The sequence below is a fragment of the Shewanella pealeana ATCC 700345 genome, assembly GCF_000018285.1.
GTDB classification, from domain to species: Bacteria; Pseudomonadota; Gammaproteobacteria; order Enterobacterales; family Shewanellaceae; genus Shewanella; species Shewanella pealeana.
The window spans coordinates 3,148,889-3,167,127 of the sequence record NC_009901.1 but is presented as its reverse complement, the minus strand read 5'-3'; the positions used below and the strand labels follow the sequence as shown (position 1 = coordinate 3,167,127).

Annotated in this window: 12 protein-coding genes; 8 read left to right on the top strand and 4 right to left on the bottom strand. The window is 43.1% G+C overall.

Annotated features, from left to right (window positions below):
* Window positions 1-149: 149 nt before the first annotated feature.
* From fadI to SPEA_RS13765, 3 genes are all read left to right on the top strand, one after another.
* On the top strand, window positions 150-1,460 hold the full coding sequence (gene fadI, locus SPEA_RS13775) for an acetyl-CoA C-acyltransferase FadI (protein ID WP_012155825.1): 1,311 nt from the start codon (window positions 150-152) through the stop codon (window positions 1,458-1,460).
* A 5-nt stretch (window positions 1,461-1,465) separates the two neighbouring features.
* The gene (fadJ, locus tag SPEA_RS13770; protein ID WP_012155824.1) at window positions 1,466-3,586 is read left to right on the top strand and encodes a fatty acid oxidation complex subunit alpha FadJ; all 2,121 of its coding nucleotides are present in this window, start codon (window positions 1,466-1,468) and stop codon (window positions 3,584-3,586) included.
* 209 nt (window positions 3,587-3,795) lie between these two features.
* A complete protein-coding gene (locus SPEA_RS13765) occupies window positions 3,796-3,996 on the top strand; it encodes a hypothetical protein (RefSeq protein WP_041410972.1) in 201 nt (66 codons plus the stop codon).
* 365 nt (window positions 3,997-4,361) lie between these two features.
* Here SPEA_RS13765 and SPEA_RS13760 read toward each other — a convergent pair whose 3' ends face one another.
* The 3 genes from SPEA_RS13760 to SPEA_RS13750 all read right to left on the bottom strand — a co-directional run bounded on the left by SPEA_RS13760 (window position 4,362) and on the right by SPEA_RS13750 (window position 12,152).
* Window positions 4,362-4,688: a hypothetical protein gene (locus SPEA_RS13760; RefSeq protein ID WP_012155820.1), complete on the bottom strand. Its 327-nt coding sequence runs from the start codon at window positions 4,686-4,688 to the stop codon at window positions 4,362-4,364.
* A 98-nt stretch (window positions 4,689-4,786) separates the two neighbouring features.
* Window positions 4,787-9,097: an EAL domain-containing protein gene (locus SPEA_RS13755; protein ID WP_012155819.1), complete on the bottom strand. Its 4,311-nt coding sequence runs from the start codon at window positions 9,095-9,097 to the stop codon at window positions 4,787-4,789.
* A 265-nt stretch (window positions 9,098-9,362) separates the two neighbouring features.
* Window positions 9,363-12,152, bottom strand: a complete 2,790-nt coding sequence (locus SPEA_RS13750) for an insulinase family protein (RefSeq protein WP_012155818.1) — start codon at window positions 12,150-12,152, stop codon at window positions 9,363-9,365.
* Between the two features lie 347 nt (window positions 12,153-12,499).
* Here SPEA_RS13750 and sixA point away from each other — a divergent pair, with 347 nt between their 5' ends.
* On the top strand, window positions 12,500-12,970 hold the full coding sequence (gene sixA / locus SPEA_RS13745) for a phosphohistidine phosphatase SixA (RefSeq protein WP_012155817.1): 471 nt from the start codon (window positions 12,500-12,502) through the stop codon (window positions 12,968-12,970).
* Window positions 12,971-13,136: 166 nt separating this feature from the next.
* On the opposite strand, the gene smrB is transcribed toward sixA, so the two are convergent.
* Window positions 13,137-13,667: an endonuclease SmrB gene (gene smrB, locus SPEA_RS13740; RefSeq protein WP_012155816.1), complete on the bottom strand. Its 531-nt coding sequence runs from the start codon at window positions 13,665-13,667 to the stop codon at window positions 13,137-13,139.
* A gap of 79 nt (window positions 13,668-13,746) precedes the next feature.
* Between smrB and prmB the strand changes: the two genes are divergently transcribed.
* From prmB to SPEA_RS13720, 4 genes are all read left to right on the top strand, one after another.
* The gene (prmB, locus tag SPEA_RS13735) at window positions 13,747-14,691 is read left to right on the top strand and encodes a 50S ribosomal protein L3 N(5)-glutamine methyltransferase (protein WP_012155815.1); all 945 of its coding nucleotides are present in this window, start codon (window positions 13,747-13,749) and stop codon (window positions 14,689-14,691) included.
* A 126-nt stretch (window positions 14,692-14,817) separates the two neighbouring features.
* Window positions 14,818-15,912, top strand: coding sequence for a chorismate synthase (aroC, locus tag SPEA_RS13730; RefSeq protein WP_012155814.1), 1,095 nt, complete (start codon window positions 14,818-14,820; stop codon window positions 15,910-15,912).
* The gene (locus SPEA_RS13725) at window positions 15,912-17,075 is read left to right on the top strand and encodes an MFS transporter (protein WP_012155813.1); all 1,164 of its coding nucleotides are present in this window, start codon (window positions 15,912-15,914) and stop codon (window positions 17,073-17,075) included. Before aroC ends, SPEA_RS13725 begins: the two co-directional genes overlap by 1 nt.
* A gap of 30 nt (window positions 17,076-17,105) precedes the next feature.
* Entirely contained in the window at window positions 17,106-18,227 is a 1,122-nt protein-coding gene (locus SPEA_RS13720; protein ID WP_012155812.1) for an ATP-NAD kinase family protein, read from the top strand.
* Window positions 18,228-18,239 lie beyond the last annotated feature (12 nt).

The following is an 18,239-nucleotide window of genomic DNA, read 5'->3' as shown; positions in this document are numbered from 1 at the left end:
AAAACAAACAAGTGTTTAAAACCTTTCACTAAGAAGTTAGAATCAGATCACACTTTAATGGTCAGACCTGTCTGGTTCAAAGATAAATAGGTTTCCCAAGGATATAAGAAAGCGTGCAACTTCAGGCGTGCAGAATAAGAGGGCGAAAAATGAGTGATAGACAACAGGTGACGAATGCGAGGGGCGAGCGGATCGCCATTGTTTCGGGATTACGTACACCATTTGCTAAACAAGCCACCGCTTTTCATGGTGTGTCGGCATTAGATATGGGCAAGATGGTTGTAAATGAACTGCTTGCTCGCTCAGAGTTGGATCCTAAAGAGATTGAGCAACTTGTTTATGGGCAAGTGGTACAGATGCCTGCTGCGCCAAACATCGCTCGGGAAATCGTACTGGGTACGGGCATGAATGTTAGTACCGACGCTTACAGCGTAACCCGTGCTTGTGCAACCAGCTTTCAGTCTACGGTCAACGTTGCTGAGTCTATCATGACGGGGAATCTCGATATCGGTATCGCGGGCGGTGCAGATTCATCGTCAGTCTTACCAATCGGTGTTTCTAAAAAACTAGCTCATGCCTTGGTCGATCTTAATAAAGCCCGCAGTCTTGGGCAGAGACTTTCGATTTTTCGTCGCTTAGGCCTTAAAGACTTATTACCTGTTCCACCTGCCGTTGCCGAATACTCAACTGGTTTATCTATGGGGCAAACAGCTGAGCAGATGGCCAAGACTTATAACATTAGCCGCGCCGATCAAGATGCGTTAGCGCATCGCTCACACACCTTAGCGACTGAAACTTGGAATGCAGGCAAGCTGGCCGAAGAGGTGATGGTTGCCCATGTGCCGCCTTATAAAGCCTTTATTGATCGCGATAACAACATTCGTGAAAACTCTAAGCTTGAGTCTTACGCAAAATTGCGTCCCGCCTTTGATCGTAAGCACGGCTCGGTAACGGCTGCAAACAGTACGCCATTAACAGATGGTGCATCGGCCGTACTCTTGATGAGTGAAGGTCGTGCAAAAGCATTGGGTTACACACCTATTGGTTACATTAAGAGTTACGCTTTCACCGCCATCGATGTTTGGGAAGACATGTTGATGGGGCCATCTTACGCCACGCCTTTGGCGCTTAAGCGTGCAGGGATGGAGCTTGAGGACTTAACCTTAATTGAGATGCATGAAGCCTTTGCTGCGCAAACCTTGGCTAACATGCAAATGTTTGGCTCGAAAAAATTTGCCGAAGAGAAACTTGGTCGTAATCGAGCTATAGGTGAAATCGATATGAGTAAGTTTAATGTGCTTGGTGGCTCTTTGGCCTACGGTCACCCATTTGCTGCGACGGGCACGCGCTTAGTGACTCAGGTGTGTCATGAACTCAAGCGCCGCGGTGGTGGTACGGGTCTCGCAACAGCATGTGCTGCGGGTGGGTTAGGTGCAGCAATGATTGTGGAAGTGGAGTAACTCTTATGGAAAAGACATTTAATTTAGCTCGTCGTGATGATGGTATTGCCATATTGACTATGGACGTACCAGGCGAAACCATGAACACGCTTCGCAGCGAGTTTGGCCCTGAGATCAGTGAGGTCCTTGCCGAAATTAAGGCCGATGCCAGTATCAAAGGTCTTGTGTTAGTTTCTGGAAAGAAGGACTCCTTTGTTGCGGGCGCAGATATTTCAATGCTCGATGCCTGTGAAACAGCCGCCGATGCTAAGCTGTTATCTCAGCAGGGGCACGTAGTATTTAACGAGTTAGAAAGCTTAACCATTCCAGTGGTTGCTGCAATTAATGGTGCTTGTTTAGGTGGCGGTTTGGAGCTGGCTCTGGCGTGTCATCAGCGAGTTTGCTCCCTTAATCCAAAAACCATGATGGGTGTGCCTGAAGTGCAGCTAGGTTTGTTGCCTGGCGGCGGTGGCACTCAACGTCTGCCGCGTTTAGTTGGCGTAACTACTGCGCTAGATATGATGCTGACAGGTAAACAACTTCGTCCTAAGCAGGCAGTTAAGATGGGCTTAGTCGATGATGCTGTGCCTGAGTCAATTTTGCTGCGCACAGCGGTAGAGATGGCATTAGCGGGAAAGCGTCCTGCTAAGAAAAAGAAACAGCCTTTTATCAACAAGTTGCTTGAGGGCACGAGTGCGGGCCGTAACATTATTTTCGATCAGGCTGGCAAACAAGTAGCGAAAAAGACCCAAGGTAATTTTCCCGCACCCGCGAAGATCATCGACTGTGTATGCCAAGGTATGACTAAAGGCATGGTAAAAGGGCTTGAGGTGGAAGCAAGTCATTTTGCTGAACTGGTAATGTCAAAAGAGTCTGAGTCATTGCGCAGTATCTTCTTTGCCACCACTGAGATGAAGAAAGAAACGGGCGCTGGTGATGTGAAGCCGCGTACAGTGAAAAAGGTCATGGTGTTAGGCGGTGGTTTAATGGGGGGCGGAATTGCCTCTGTAACCACGACTAAAGCTAAAATTCCTGCACGGGTAAAAGATATCAACGAAACAGGTTTAAGCAATGCACTGTCTTATGCTTATAAGCTCTTAGATAAAGGCGTTAAACGTCGCCATATGACCCCAGCAGTACGCGATAACTTAATGGCGTTGATGACGACAACCACTGAATATAAAGGCATTAAAGATGCCGATATGGTGGTAGAGGCTGTCTTTGAAGATTTAGCTCTAAAACATCAGATGGTCAAAGATGTTGAACGTGAGTGTGGCGAGAATACTATTTTTGCTTCGAACACTTCTTCTTTACCCATTGGACAGATTGCAGAAGCGGCGAGCCGACCAGAAAATGTCATCGGTCTGCACTATTTCTCGCCAGTCGAGAAAATGCCATTAGTTGAAGTGATTGCGCATGCTAAAACATCGGCTGAAACGATTGCGACCACAGTGGCGTTCGCTAAGAAGCAGGGAAAAACACCTATCGTTGTTCAAGATGGTGCAGGGTTTTATGTTAACCGAATCTTGGCGTTGTATATGAACGAAGCCGCGCAGTTACTGCTTGAAGGGCAGAGCGTTGAGCATCTTGATAAGGCGTTAGTTAAGTTTGGTTTCCCTGTTGGCCCAATGACGTTACTCGATGAAGTGGGAATTGACGTAGGCGCCAAGATTTCACCTATCTTAGAGTCTGAGTTAGGGGAGCGTTTTAAGGCGCCTGCAGCCTTCGATAAGCTTTTAGCCGATGATAGAAAGGGGCGTAAGAACGGTAAAGGTTTCTACCTGTATGGCGGTAAGAAAAAGACCAAAGAGGTCGATCAAACTGTCTATAGCGTTTTAGGGCTTAAGCCCGGTGTCGATACAGAAGCGTCTGAAGTGGCTCAACGCTGTGTCGTTCAGATGCTAAACGAAGCGGTACGTTGTCTTGAGGAGAAGATAATTGCTTGTCCTAGAGATGGGGATATTGGCGCAATTTTTGGTATTGGTTTCCCGCCGTTCCTCGGTGGACCTTTTCATTATATTGACACGCTTGGAGCCGATCACTTGGTGAAAATTCTAGAGGGCTATCAAGCTCGTTACGGTAATCGATTTGAGCCTGCAGATACACTAAAGCAAATGGCTGCCGACGGGACTAGCTTCTTTAGTTAAAGCATACAATCGATAGTTTATTCTCTCATCTTGATGGCAGGGGATAAAACTAATTAACAAAGCGGCAACATGATGCCGCTTTTTTTTGGGAACTAGGCTATAAGTCGCCTGAAAAATACTCTCATTTGTTTGGTTTTGGTTATATAATGTCCAGCGTTTTTCGCTAGGGCCTATAAAAGGCTAATTTATTTGAAGTGGGGTGTAGATAAGTGTTGTTCGCTATCGCGTTGATATTAGTGTATTCAGGCTACTCTTTAGGTCATTCAGCATTTAAAGCAGGCTTGCCTGTTAAGCGTTGGGTAATTGCTGGCGCGCTAGTAGGCCCTGCTGCATACCCATTGTTTAACTCCCATAAACAGCTTGCTTATCGTAAGGCTATGGGAAAGCAGGGGATCTCCATTATTCTATAAGTTGTTCTAACAACGGGTCATAGAGATAACAAAAAAGGAGCCTAGGCTCCTTTTTTGTTATCCGAGCATAAGCTCTCACTTATACTGGTGTTAGTTCCACCAACCTTTGGCTGGGATAACTTCTAGATGCTCTAGGCCATCAGGCAACTGCACCTTCTTACGAGCAGGTTTAGCTAATCCAAGTACTTTCATTAATGAATTAAACATAATCATACTCCTTAATCTTTGGCGAACTTAATTCCACCAGACTTTAGCTGGGATTACTTGTAAATGGTTCAAACCTTCAGGAAGCTGAACTTTTTTACGAGCGGGCTTTTCAAAACCTAGGACTTTCTTAATTGAATCAAACATCTTTATGTCCTTTATTAAGCAGTTGCTTGGTTTGCAAATCGAATGTTTGGAATACCAGCAGTTTGTACAGGCTTGAATCGAATGTTTGGAATACCCGCTGTTTGCACAGGCTTGAATCGAATGTTTGGGATACCCGCAGTTTGTACAGGCTTGAATCGAATGTTTGGAATACCCGCTGTTTGTACAGGCTTGAATCTAATGTTTGGAATGCCCGCTAAGCTAATATTTGTATTTAGGTCAAATACATTGGATTGAGCTACATCTGAATTTTGAGATGCGAATGCTGGCATAGAGCAAGCGATGACTGCAGAAGTAACTAAACCTTTAATTATTGTTTTCATTTTGTACCTTCTCGTAGAGTTTTAAATATAAAATAATATTTTTGACTTATGAGAAGGTTGTTGCAGTTGTTGTGCCAATGTTTCCTGCGTTGCGTCTTTTAACCTCTTTTTGCGGGGAGTGCTGTCATTGGTTGGTTATTCGAGTCTTGCTGAAGTAGCAGGGTAAATTTGGATTCAGTCACAGGCTTGCTGAAGATATAGCCTTGGATCTCTTCACATTTTAAGGCGCGCAATATACTGAGCTGAGAGGCATCTTCAACACCTTCACCAACCACTGAGAGCCCCATATTGTGGGCAATAGTGATAATAGAGTCGACCATTTTTAGATCGCGATCAGACTTGTCAATATCATCAACAAAAGCCTTGTCAATTTTTAAAGTGTGGATAGGAAAGCGCTTTAAATAAGAAAGTGATGAGTAACCGGTACCAAAATCGTCGAGGGCTAAACTAACGCCCATTTTAGATAATTGCTGCATCACTTTGATTGCTTTTTCAGGCTCTTTAATAACCGTACCTTCGGTTATTTCGAGCTCTAAATTAGCGGCGGGTAATTGAGTTAGACGTAAAATTGACTCGACTCGCTGCTGTAAATCAGGTAATGCGAACTGTTTCGACGATAAATTGACAGCGACTCGTCCGTTGAACAAGCCTTGTGAGCGCCACTTTTGCGCCGCGAAGCAGGCTTTCTTGAGTACTACATCGCCAATTTCGACAATCAAGCCATTCTCTTCTGCTAATGGGATAAATTCATTAGGTGCGATTAAACCTAGCTCTGGGTGATTTAAGCGCACTAAGGCTTCCATTCCCGCCATATGGCCAGTTTTTAAATCGACTTTAGGCTGATAATAGACTTCAAATAGATCGTCTTTAAGGCCATCTCTAATCAGGTTTTCAACTTCTAACTGGCGAATGGCATTTTTGTTCAAGGATTCAGAGTAGAATTGATAACGGTTACCACCTGCTGATTTAGCATGATACATAGCGATATCTGCCTTTCTTAGGAGCGCCTGCTCGTTTTGATCATCTTCTGGATACAACACAATACCAATACTTAAACCAACGACGACTTTTTCACTGCTTAGTTCAAAAGAGGCTTCGAAGGCGTGAATAACGTTTTTGGCAATTATGGCGCTAGTCCCGATATCAGGATTTTTATCAACTAATATTGCAAACTCATCTCCACCTAAGCGATAGATACTGGTATGACTAGGTACGGCGACTTGAATACGTTCTGACACTTGTACTAAAAGTTCATCTCCGGCTTGATGCCCTAATGAATCATTAATTTTCTTAAAATTATCTAAATCTAAAACCATCAGAGTATGGTGAGAGTCTCTCTTGACTAGGTTGCCAAGGGTTACCATCAAATTAGAACGGTTAGGTAAGTTAGTTAGCAGATCGTTGTTTGTGAGTTTTCTAAGCTCTTCTTCTTGTTGTTTACGGCGACTGACATCGGAGAATACACCTACAAAATGTGATAGTTCGCCTTGCTCATCATAAATAGCATCGACGGAGAGCTCCATTAAAAAGCTGCTGCCGTTGCCTCTTATTGATTCGACTTCATTGTTCCAACGGCCTTGTTGCTTAAGTATTGAACGGATCTGCTCTGAATAGCTATCTGGATAGAGATCAAAATTAAATAGGGTGCCAATGAGCTCATTCTTACTCATCATAGATAAGTCGCAGCATGCTTCATTCACTTCTACAAACTTAAAGTTTCTATCGAGAATAAACATACCTTCAGAAATATTCTGAATGGCCCGTTCAAACAATCTTAATTGTTCTTCGGCTTGCTTAAAGTTGCTGATGTTTTTGATGGTTCCTGTCATTCTGAGCGCATTATCGTTTTCATCACGTTCAACAATTTTCGCTCTATCTAAGATCCAAACCCAGTCGTTTGATTTGCCTTTGACTCGATAGGCCGCTTCAAAGTGATCGGTTTCACCGTAAAAATGTTTATTTAATGCTTCGCGGACACGCTCCTGATCCATTGGGTGGATGTTACTCTCTTCCCCATTATTACCTGAACGCTGTCCATCTTGAGGGAACTCTAGGGAGCCCCAGATATTTGAGCGGTAAATTTGGCCTGTTTCAATGTCCCAGTCCCACATTTCATCGCCACTTCCCCAAAGAGAAAGCTTAAGGCGCTCCTCACTCTTGGCTATCTGTCTTTGAATTTCACGCCGACGTAGTATGGTTTTGATAATTAAGATAGAGATGAATATGAAACAGAGTAGATAGATAAACTTCGCCGTGATTGATAACCACCAAGGTGGTGTGATCTCAATATTTAACTCACGAATTTGTCCTTTCTTACCCGTAACAGGGTCTATTGCATAGATGGAAAAAATATAATCCCCTGGAGACAAATTGGTATAGGTTGCCGAATTTGTGCCTTTTGATTGGATCTGAGATTCCGAAAGTCCCTGCATTTGATATACATAGTTAATATGTTTAAAAGAGCTGCCTGGGCTGCTAAAAGATAGAGTGAAGGGGTAGTCAGAATATTTCAACTTTATTTTATCTGTCTGAGATAATTGATTTTTTAGTACGGAGCCATTTGGTTCTTCGATAATATTAAAGATCGAAAGTTCTGTTAGTTCGGTTATAGGCGGAGTGTTGCGTTCTAAAAAAGAATTCAATTCTTTAGTGATTATTCTACTGACTCCGGAAATACCACCAATATAAACTTCACTATCATTGTCTAGGATAGATTGTAAATTGTATTCTTCTTGCGCTCCTAACTCATTAGTTAGTATTGAAGTTGAAGTGTTTTTGAAGTTATGAATGATCACTTCATTTATCGATGATGCGTATAACTGTTGATTATTTATGGCTAAAGAAAATATCGGTTTTTTGTTGGAGTAAACATCTTCAATGCTGTTTCTCGTTGTTGAGTACTTTTTTATCCCAGTGCTTGTTCCGAAGTATAGTGAACTACCAGATTTTGTAATGCTTGTTACAAAGTTTTCGTCATATATTATTTTTGTTTTGTTGTTTTCAACTTTATATAGGCCGCTTTGCGTACCAACATACAAAGAGTTATTTAGTTCTTGAATGTCAAATATAGGGTTTACTCTGTCAATTCTAATGTTCTTAGATGATTTGTCTAGAGTGTTATATTTTAATATGGATCCATTTGATGAACCAGCAACTATGGTCTTACCATCGTTTAATTTCTCTAACAGGAAGTATGAACCTTGGTTCACACTGGATAAGACTTCAGTCTGTTTATTGATAGAAAAAAGGCCTAGATCGCTGGCAATGTATATATTGTTATCAACCGTTAAAGCTGATTTGTTTCCATATAGTCCAGTTTCATATTCTTTAATTAGTTCAAATTCTAAGTTATACAGTTTTAGTTTACTATCCTCAGTAGTTACTAAAATTTTATTTTCGTCGTCTTCAGATATAGACCATACGTTGCCAATGTTGTTAGTAATACTTTGGATGAGATTATAATTATCATCTATTATAATTACCCCTTCATTTTGATGTGCTATGAAGGTTTTATTTAACCCTCTAAAAATATTTATCCTTGACAGGTTTAGTTCTCTTTCTGATAGAGATGGGGTTCCGATTAATAAAGGGCTTGTAAGTTTCGATATATCATAGATGGCACTTTCTTTTAATGCGAAATGCCCATCTCCAGAGGAAACGCTTATAAATGAATCGTTATTTTTTTTTGAGAATGACGCGTTTGCCATCTCATATATACCGTCGGTTGTGAACACGACTAGTTTATTGTTGATTTCTTTTATTGCTGTAGCTTTTTGGAAGTAAAGTTCATGGGTGTTTTGTATTGATTTAACTTCGCCTATATAATTCCTTATGTATATTTCATTCTTGAAATGAATTGCTTGCTTTACTCCATTATAATCGCCACTGTAGGAGTTTAATAATTCAAGAACAGCTTCTTTTGAATTTTCTTGTGTTATATAAACTGCATTCTCTGCCCCAATAATAATTTCATTTCCATTATCAGATATTGACCAAATAGCTTGTTCTTTAAGAAAGTCGCCTGACTTTATTGAGATCACTCTATCGGTTAATGAATCATAAACAGCTAGACCTTTATCAGTACCTATGTACATTACACCCGTATCGCTGATAAATAGACTACGAATGAATGCACTTGGGAGTTCATTCTCTTTGGATGGGAAGTAATGGCGAAACTCTTTACCGTCATATCGATTAAGGCCATTGACTGTTCCTATCCAGATATAACCATCGGCATCTTCGACAATGGAGGTCACATTGCTTTGTGATAAACCATCTTGAACGCCTAAAGAAGTAGAGTTTAAGGTTAATGCATAGGCAGAATTTGCCATAGAAATGCAAAAGAGTAGAAAAGTCGCGATTTTTATAAGAATTCTAGGCATATTTTCTGTTTGATTATTAGCCAACATTGAAAGGCAACTACTTGTTATCACCACCTTTTCAGAAAGCGAGGGTATTGTCAAAAATTATAGAGGTAATTGTAGCAGATAATCATTCTTATCCTTTCTGTTACCCTGCGGTTTAAGCTCGAATTTGTGTTGCGTGTGGATTATTGCGCTAACAACAGTGGACGGTTTAGTGATATAGACTTTTTTATGGTGTTTAGTTACTTATAAGTAAAAGTCTATATCAAAAGTGAGGGCTGCTTGTTAATGCGTTGTTGGTCGTTAAATTTCAATAATCAAATTGCTGAGCAGCTTGTTTGAAAGCGCGAAGATCGGTGATCATTTTGTCTGACTCAAGAGGTGCCTGTTCTAAGTGAGAGTCACCTGTACTAAATAACACTAAACGATCACAATGCTTGGTGCGCATTTTCTGCATGATGAATTTAATAAGATCGGCGCGGGTGAGAGATTTTATGTGTTCAGCGACAGACTCTCTTTGGTTAAACTTATAGTCTTTGTTGCCTATGCTTGACCAGTAACGTTGACTGCGGGCTTTAAGGCTCGAGTCTTTTACAAGTAATTGATTGATAAGTCCGTGTTTAGTTGATTCCCACTGCGCGTTGGTGATTTGTAATATGGCATAGGTAAAGTCAGCGATAAACTCATCTATCGCTTCTAGTAATTGTTTTGGGCCGGATGTTGGCGACTGGATATAAAAAATAATCCCCGGATAACGGTTTAGAGGAAGATAGCCAGTCCCGACCATGTACCCTAGTTGGCGCTGCGTGCGTAACTCATGGAAGAAAGTCGAGGACATGGTGTGGTTCAGAAGGCTAAACAGTGCCATAGTTTCTGGAGTTGTCACATCAGATTGATAGTAGACAATAATGCTACTATCTGGATGTGATGCAGGAATTTCCCGTAAAAGGGTTCCTTTATCTGACAAATCAATCAATTCTCGTGATGATTCTCGGCTGGGAGTGGACACTAGTGATAACACTTTTTCTAAGCGCTCACCCAACACCTTTGTTTCACTTTCTAGCCAATCACCATAGACAAGGCCTTCTAAATGAATTTTTTCATAGAAGTTTTTAACATGGGCGTGCAGGTCATCGAGAGTAATTTCTTCGAGTAACTCGGCCATTCTAGACGGCTCGAAGCTGCGTTTTTGTAAGGTTACTGTCAGGCTAGTAAATAGCTGAGAAATGGGTTTAGCTTGAGAGTGGTTATACCAAGCCCGTAGTATTTGGCGCTTAATCAGATTGAAGCGGCTTTGAGTGAAGTTACGCTCTCTCGCTTTTGCTATAACCAGTTCTAGCAGCGCTTCCTGTTTGCCAGTAAATCCAGTTAAATGTAGCGTGATGCCGCCTTGATGCGGGTAAATATTGTAACTTAGACCTGCGACTTCAGCTTGGTATGTATATTCAGTCAGATAGTCGAGTAGCATTTCAACGTATAGACGCGTCAACGCTGCGTGCTTAGGTGAAGCCGCAGCCTGTGCTGAATCTAGCGATAAATATAAATGTCCCTTTGGGACGTTAAATTCATCATCCTTTCGATGCCAGATCCGATATCCGGTTTTTTGTGCAACAACAACAGGTACCTTATTGGTACTTTTATCTGGGCGAGCAACACATTCATTATTAATAAAAGGATTCTTTGATGGTAGGCTCAGCGCATTACGTACAGTGATATTTGACCATTTAGCGATTTTGTCTGCTGCTATGGGGGTCATTTGATAAGGCGAGTGATACCAATCGGCCTGTTTGTTGGTATTAAGCTCAGGTGCAATCAACTGAATTCGCATGTTTTGCGGAGTCATCAGGGATAGTAGTTGCTCTGTTTCTACTAGATTTAGACCATCCATACGGTAGTCACCGTAAATAATATCTGCAATATCATAGTGATGCATATTAATGCTTAGATGGCTGGCTAAATCTAAAGAGTCGACCTGCTCTTGATATTGAAACGCAATCTTTAGCAATGTTGCTCGTTCATCATAACGCCAAGCTTGCAAGCCCTGTTGACGGATTAACTCTATGTATTCAAATGTTGCTTCTATAACGGTATTTAACTCTTCAATACCTCGGTCTGTCAGCTGAATACTGACATTATAATCTTTAAAATTATAGCCATTGACGCCACCTCCTGCAGAGAGGTTATCGGCAAGCCCTAACGCCTTTAAATAGCACAGTAGACTTCCTTTACCTTCATAACCCAATAAGTGGCTGATAAAAGTCAGTGGCTTATGCTGATAAAAATGTTCGAGAGCGGGCAGGGCAAAGGTAATAGCGACGCGTTTTTGCTCTTTGAGCGGCACGATATTGATTTGTGTTTGCAGCTGCTCAGGTAAGTAAATAGCAATATCCGGATAAGCGTCTTTACGGATATGGTCGCTAATATCACTGAAGTACTCATTCGCGAGTTCTTCTAACTGCTTTAGGTTTAGGGGGGCTACTAGGCACAGAGTCATGATGCTTGCACTGTATTTCTCTTGATAAAAGTGCAGTAGTTCTTCCCTTAACCCACTTTCTTCACCTGCCAAGGTTTTTAGGTTACCAACGGAAAACTTTGAAAACGGGTGCGCTGGATTCACCGTTTCTTTTTGTACTTGATAGACACGGCGAATATCGTCCTTTAGCTTCATGCTAAACTCGGACTCAATAGCCTGTCGCTCTCGGTCAACCAAATCAGTATTAAACAGTGGAGCAATAAAGAATTGGCTAAAGCGATCTAACGAAGCTTCGAATTGCTCGGCATTAATACTGTAAAAGAAGTTGGTATGTTCGGTACCGGTCCAAGCATTATTGGTGCCGCCGTGTTGATTGATAAAGGCCGAATACTCACCAGACTCGGGGTACTTTTCGGTACCGAGAAACAACATGTGCTCAAGAAAGTGGGCCATACCGGGACGTGAAACTGGATCGTCAAAATGACCGACCGCTACAGCCATCGAGGCAGCAGCTTGACTTGTCTGTTGATCCTCAACCAGCAACACCGACAAGCCATTTTTGAGTTTGATATGGCGGTAAAGTCGATGATCGTTAGGACTGGTTTTAATCTGTTTAGCTTTCGACAAAGAGTGGCTCCAATATCACGAATAAATAAAGGGAATTATTTGCGCCTATGCCCTGACACGGCATTTTTTCTAAGGTAACTAATTGAGTAAAAAGATAGTTACTCTTTAGAGCTTAACTTGCCATCATTTTTACTTATCTTCAAACACAACCTATGGCATCAGTGAAATAAACTACAAGTTGGTTGAATCTTCAGCAGGTTTGAGTTGAGGTTTACATCGCTTTTATGAAATATTTTAGTCGTTATCAATCTATTCGACTAATTATTGATGCAATAACGGTATGTTGGCGATTAGAATCGGACTACAATTACAAAATAACAATAAATAATTGGGAGTAGCCACGCAGTATGCAGCTATTTTTAATGCGTCACGGCGAAGCGGGTTATCATGCTCACTCCGATAGGGAGCGTACCCTTACCAATATCGGCCGTCATCACACTGGGCTGATGAGTAATTGGTTAGGGCTTACTACCAAAGAATTTGACTTGGTATTGGTGAGTCCCTACTTGAGAGCTCAGCAAAGTTGGCAGGAAGTGAGTAAGCACTTCCCTGAACCGCGTAAGTGGATCACGTTAGATGAATTAGTTCCAGCGGGTGATCCAAGTCGTGTCGCCGACTTAGTGCTTGCCTACGCCGAGCAGTATCAAGCTAAGAATGTGTTAGTCCTTGCCCATATGCCGTTGTTAGGTTACCTCGTAAGTGAGTTAGTGCCCGGTATTGAACCACCTCTGTTTGCCACCTCTGGAGTGACCTTGATTGAAAGAGTGAACGATAGAAATCATCTGGTTTGGCAACATGCACCACATTCGATTAGCTAACTTGAGCGCAATCCTATTAAAGGTGTATAAAGAATAATAAAAGGTGAGTCATTCTAGAGTATATAGAAGACTCACTTTTTTTACTTTCAGGCCTACAATCTGGGGGCTGTATTATTTATTTTTGTTTTCTATAACGATCGTCTATGTCTGTTTAAGTGTATGAGCATCAGCGACGATAGGGCTGGTCGCCAATGTCTATCAATACTAAAAGCGCCGCATCCCCCCCCCATTCTTTAGTGGCTTGATGGAAGGCTTTGACATGAGGATGCTGCGCCAACCACATTGGGATGTTTTGTTTTAAAATTCCGGTTCCGTGACCATGCATCACACAACAGCAGTGACTCTGCTGCTTGATGCAAGCTTGGATCAGTGCAGCAAGTTCGAGCTTAGCCTCGGTTTGGCGCATGCCATGCATATCGAGCAATAGATCCGGTACATAGTCACCGCGACGTAGACGCTTAACCTCATGGTTATCCACATCGTCTCGCGCCCACTTCATCGGACCATTAACCGGCAATAGAGGTTGATAGGTATCGGAGAAATAGCTGTCAGCATGCAGTTGCTGCTCTTTCTCTTCAATGATTTTTCGGTCCTTAGGAGCCGCTATAAAATGACGCTTATTTTGCTGAAAAGGTTTTATTCCTTTAGTTAACTCTGCAAAAAGGGCCAAATCGTCGTTATCTTTGCTTTTATTCATCCTTCTATTTTATTGAATCCGATGCCATATGAATAGAGTTCAGTTACAATGAGTCGGAATTAAAAAGTTGGAGCGAATTTTGGATAAGATTTTTGTTGATGAAGCGGTAACAGAATTACGTACTATTGGCGATATGCTACGTTGGGGCGTCAGTCGTTTTAATGATGCAAACATTTACTATGGCCACGGTACAGATAACGCATGGGACGAAGCTATTGCGTTAGTATTCCACGCTTTGCATCTGCCGGAAGAGATCGGTCAGCAAGTGATTCACTCTAATTTAACCAGCAGTGAAAAGCATAAGATCGTTGAGCTTATCATTCGTCGCGTAAGAGAGCGCTTGCCCGTTCCATATTTGACCAATAAAGCAAATTTTGCAGGGCTTGAGTTCTACGTTGACGAACGTGTACTTGTTCCTCGCTCGCCAATCGCCGAGTTAATTGCGAATCGCTTTAGCCCTTGGCTGTATAACAAGCCAGTTAACCGTGTACTCGACCTATGTACCGGTAGCGCTTGTATCGCTATTGCTTGTGCTTATGAATTTGAAGATGCAGAAGTTGATGCGCTAGATATCAGTGTCGATGCGTTAGACGTTGCGCAAATCAACATCGAAACCCTTGAAGTGATGGATAGAGTGTTCCCAATGGAGTCTGACTTGTTCTCAGCGATTCCAAAAGGCGCACATTACGACTTAATCGTATCTAATCCACCATATGTGGATGCAGAAGATATCGGTGATATGCCTGATGAATATCACCATGAGCCAGAAATTGGTTTAGCGTCGGGTCGTGACGGTTTAGATTTGACTAAGCGTATTCTTGCTAATGCGGCCGATTATCTAACAGAAGATGGACTACTGGTTGTCGAAGTGGGCAACTCTATGGTGCATTTAAGTGAGCAGTTCCCTGATGTACCTTTCACTTGGGTGAACTTCGAAAATGGTGGTGACGGCGTGTTTATCCTGACTCGTGACCAGTTAGTTGAAAATGAATCACTTTTCGCCATCTATAAAGATAGTGAATAATAGGTTCTAGCCGCAGACGTGTCTGCGGCAATCTGTACTCCTACATTTAGGTTGGTATTGAAGGAATTTACCGATAGAACGCGGGTAAATAAAAATTAGAAAAAGAGAAAGAGGGCTAAAAAGCGAATGTCGGGAAACAGTATAGGTCAAAATTTCGTAGTAACAACATTCGGTGAAAGCCACGGTGTCGCCATCGGCTGTATTATCGACGGATGCCCACCAGGGGTTGAGTTGACAGAGGCGGATATGCAGCACGACTTAGATCGCCGCCGCCCTGGTACTTCACGATATACAACTGCTCGAAGAGAGCCTGACGAAGTGCGTATTCTGTCCGGTGTGTTTGAGGGGGAAACCACAGGTACCTCAATTGGTTTACTGATTGAAAACACCGACCAGCGCAGCAAAGATTATTCTAATATCAAAGATTTGTTCCGTCCAGGGCATGCCGACTACACTTACCAACAAAAATACGGTCAACGCGACTATCGCGGTGGCGGTCGTTCATCTGCTCGCGAAACGGCAATGCGAGTCGCAGCTGGCGCTGTCGCTAAAAAATACCTAAAACAAGTTCATGGCGTTGAAATTCATGCTTATCTGTCACAGCTTGGGCCGATTGCAGCCGAGACTGTCGATTTTGATCAGATAGAGCAAAATGCCTTTTTCTTTCCTGATGCCACAAAACTGGATTCACTAGACGAGTACATGCGTGAGCTTAAAAAGAGTGGGGACTCCATTGGCGCAAAAGTGTCTGTAGTCGCAACGGGTGTGCCAGTGGGTCTTGGTGAGCCAGTATTTGATCGCTTGGATGCCGATATCGCTCATGCGCTAATGGGCATTAATGCTGTTAAAGGCGTTGAGATTGGTGATGGTTTTGAAGTGGTGAATCAAAAAGGCTCTGAACATAGAGACTTGATGTCACCAGCAGGTTTTGCCTCCAATCATGCGGGTGGCATTTTAGGCGGGATCTCTTCTGGTCAGCCAATTATTGCCCATATTGCTATGAAGCCGACTTCGAGTATTAGCGTGCCGGGTGAGAGCATGAATGCTCAGGGTGAAGTCGCCGAGGTTATCACTAAAGGGCGTCACGATCCTTGTGTGGGTATTAGAGCGGTACCAATTGCCGAAGCCATGTTGGCTATCGTGCTGATGGATCACTTATTACGTCACCGCGCACAAAATATGGATGTGAATAGCAGTACACCTATTATCGGAATGCGTTGATGTTTCAACCCAAAAGCACAGAGCAGCAACTTCGCTGGCTCTGTGCCTGTTATTTCTTTTTCTTTTCCATCTTGGGCATCATGGTGCCTTATCTGGGAGTCTTCTTCGACAGCCGTGGTTTTGATGCTCAAGAAATAGGCTTGCTACTCGCCATTTTAATGGCTACGCGGATCATCGCGCCCAATCTATGGGCTATCGTTGCCGACAGAACGGGTATGCGCTCCGAGCTGATTAAAATCGGTGCTGGCGCAGCGGCGATAAGCTATCTAACATTTTTCTATGATGGCAGCTTAACCTATCTGGCCATCAGTCTAGCTGTGTATACCTTCTTCTGGAACGCCATTTTGGCGCAGCTTGAGGTGATCACCCTCGAAACCTTAGGTGACGATACTAATCGATATGGCGCTATTCGTAGTTGGGGCAGTATAGGTTATATCGTACTGGTGATCAGCGGCGGCTTCGCCATCGATCACTTTGGGCCGCAGATCTTGCCCTATATCGGCATGATGCTATTTATCGGTATGCTAGTCAGCGCCTTACCACTACCGTCAAATCGCGCCGTTGTCGATAAGACCCAAAAGCGCAAGCCTTTAGTCTTCGATAGAGCCCTCATCTGGTTTTTGATTTCAGCCATGCTGTTGCAGATGAGCGCAGGGCCTTTCTATGGCTTCTTCGTTTTGTATTTAAAGCAAGCTGGTTACACAGAGGCTACGGCGGGGATTTTCGTTGCATTGGGCGTGATGGCCGAGATTGTCATGTTTATGTATGCGCCTAAGTTGCTTGGTCGATTTGGGGTTAACCTCCTGTTAGTCGTGAGCATAGGCTTAACCGCAGTGCGTTGGTTATTACTCGCATACGGCGTTGAAAATATTGTCTACCTTAGTATCAGTCAGTTGCTGCACGCCTTTACCTTCGGCTTAACCCATGCAGCATCGATTCAATTTATTCATAAACATTTCGATATTAATCGTCGCAGTCAGGGTCAAGCACTCTATGCCAGTTTAAGTTTTGGTGTGGGTGGCGCAATAGGCACTTGGCTTTGTGGCATCATCTGGGGAGATGGCTCTGGCGCAGTGTCTACCTGGATTTTTGCTGCAGCCTGTGCATTTTTATCTATGCTAGCCGTATTTTTTATTCCTAAACCCAAAGCGACGGTTGCTTAACCAGTACAACATAAAAAATGGAGCATCATTGTGGGGAAGTTTCGTCTTGGTTTAATCATTAATCCACTAGCAGGTCTTGGTGGCAGTGTTGCCTTAAAAGGCAGTGATGGTGTGGCAGCTGAAGCGCTTGCTAAAGGTGCGGTGCCTAAAGCACACCTAAGAATGCAGCAAGCACTCGCAGTGATTGAGCTCTATAAGGACCGTATAGAGGTGATTACGGCTTCGGGCGATATGGGAGAGACAATCGCCAAGCAGATGGGCTTTACGACTCGGGTTGTTTATCAAGCACCACAGCAAACCCAGGCGCAAGACACCCAAAAAGTGGTGGCAGAGCTGTTAAACGAGACCTTAGATCTGCTGCTATTTGCTGGTGGCGATGGCACTGCCCGTGATGTATACGCCATCGCCGATGATAATATTCCCGTATTAGGCGTGCCAGCAGGTGTTAAAATTCACTCTGGCGTGTACGGTATAACGCCTCATGCTTCCGGCATGGTGGTCAAAATGTTGCTAGAGAGGGACTTAGTCAGCTTGATGAGCGCCGATGTGATGGATATTGATGAGGCAGCATTTAGGACCGGTGTGGTACGCGCTAAGCGCTTTGGTGAGATGTTAGTGCCAGCAGAGCCAAGATATGTACAAGCAGTGAAGATGGGCGGTAAAGAGAGTGATGAGTTGGTGCTTGCCGATATTGCCGCCGAAGCGATTGAGCAGATGGAAGATAACCTTTGCATCATTGGCTCGGGTAATACGGTTGGCGCTGTAATGAGTGAGCTAGGGCTTGAAAACACCTTGTTAGGCGTCGATCTTATTCAAGACCAAGCCTTAGTTGCCAGCGATCTTTCTGCCAATGAGTTATTACAGCTCACTGAAAATAAAACACTAAAGCTATTTATCACCCTGATTGGTGGCCAAGGGCATGTATTAGGTAGAGGCAATCAGCAGCTAAGCCCAGAACTAGTACGGCGTGTCGGTAAAGACAATATTGTTATACTTGCAACCAAAACAAAGTTAAAAGCACTTGATGGAAGGCCATTAATTGTGGATAGTGGCGACCCTGAATTAGATAAAGCACTTACGGGTTACTATAAAGTGATTACTGGGTATCACGATTACGTGATGTACCAAGTCGCTAATCCGGATTTAGCATAATATGACTCATCA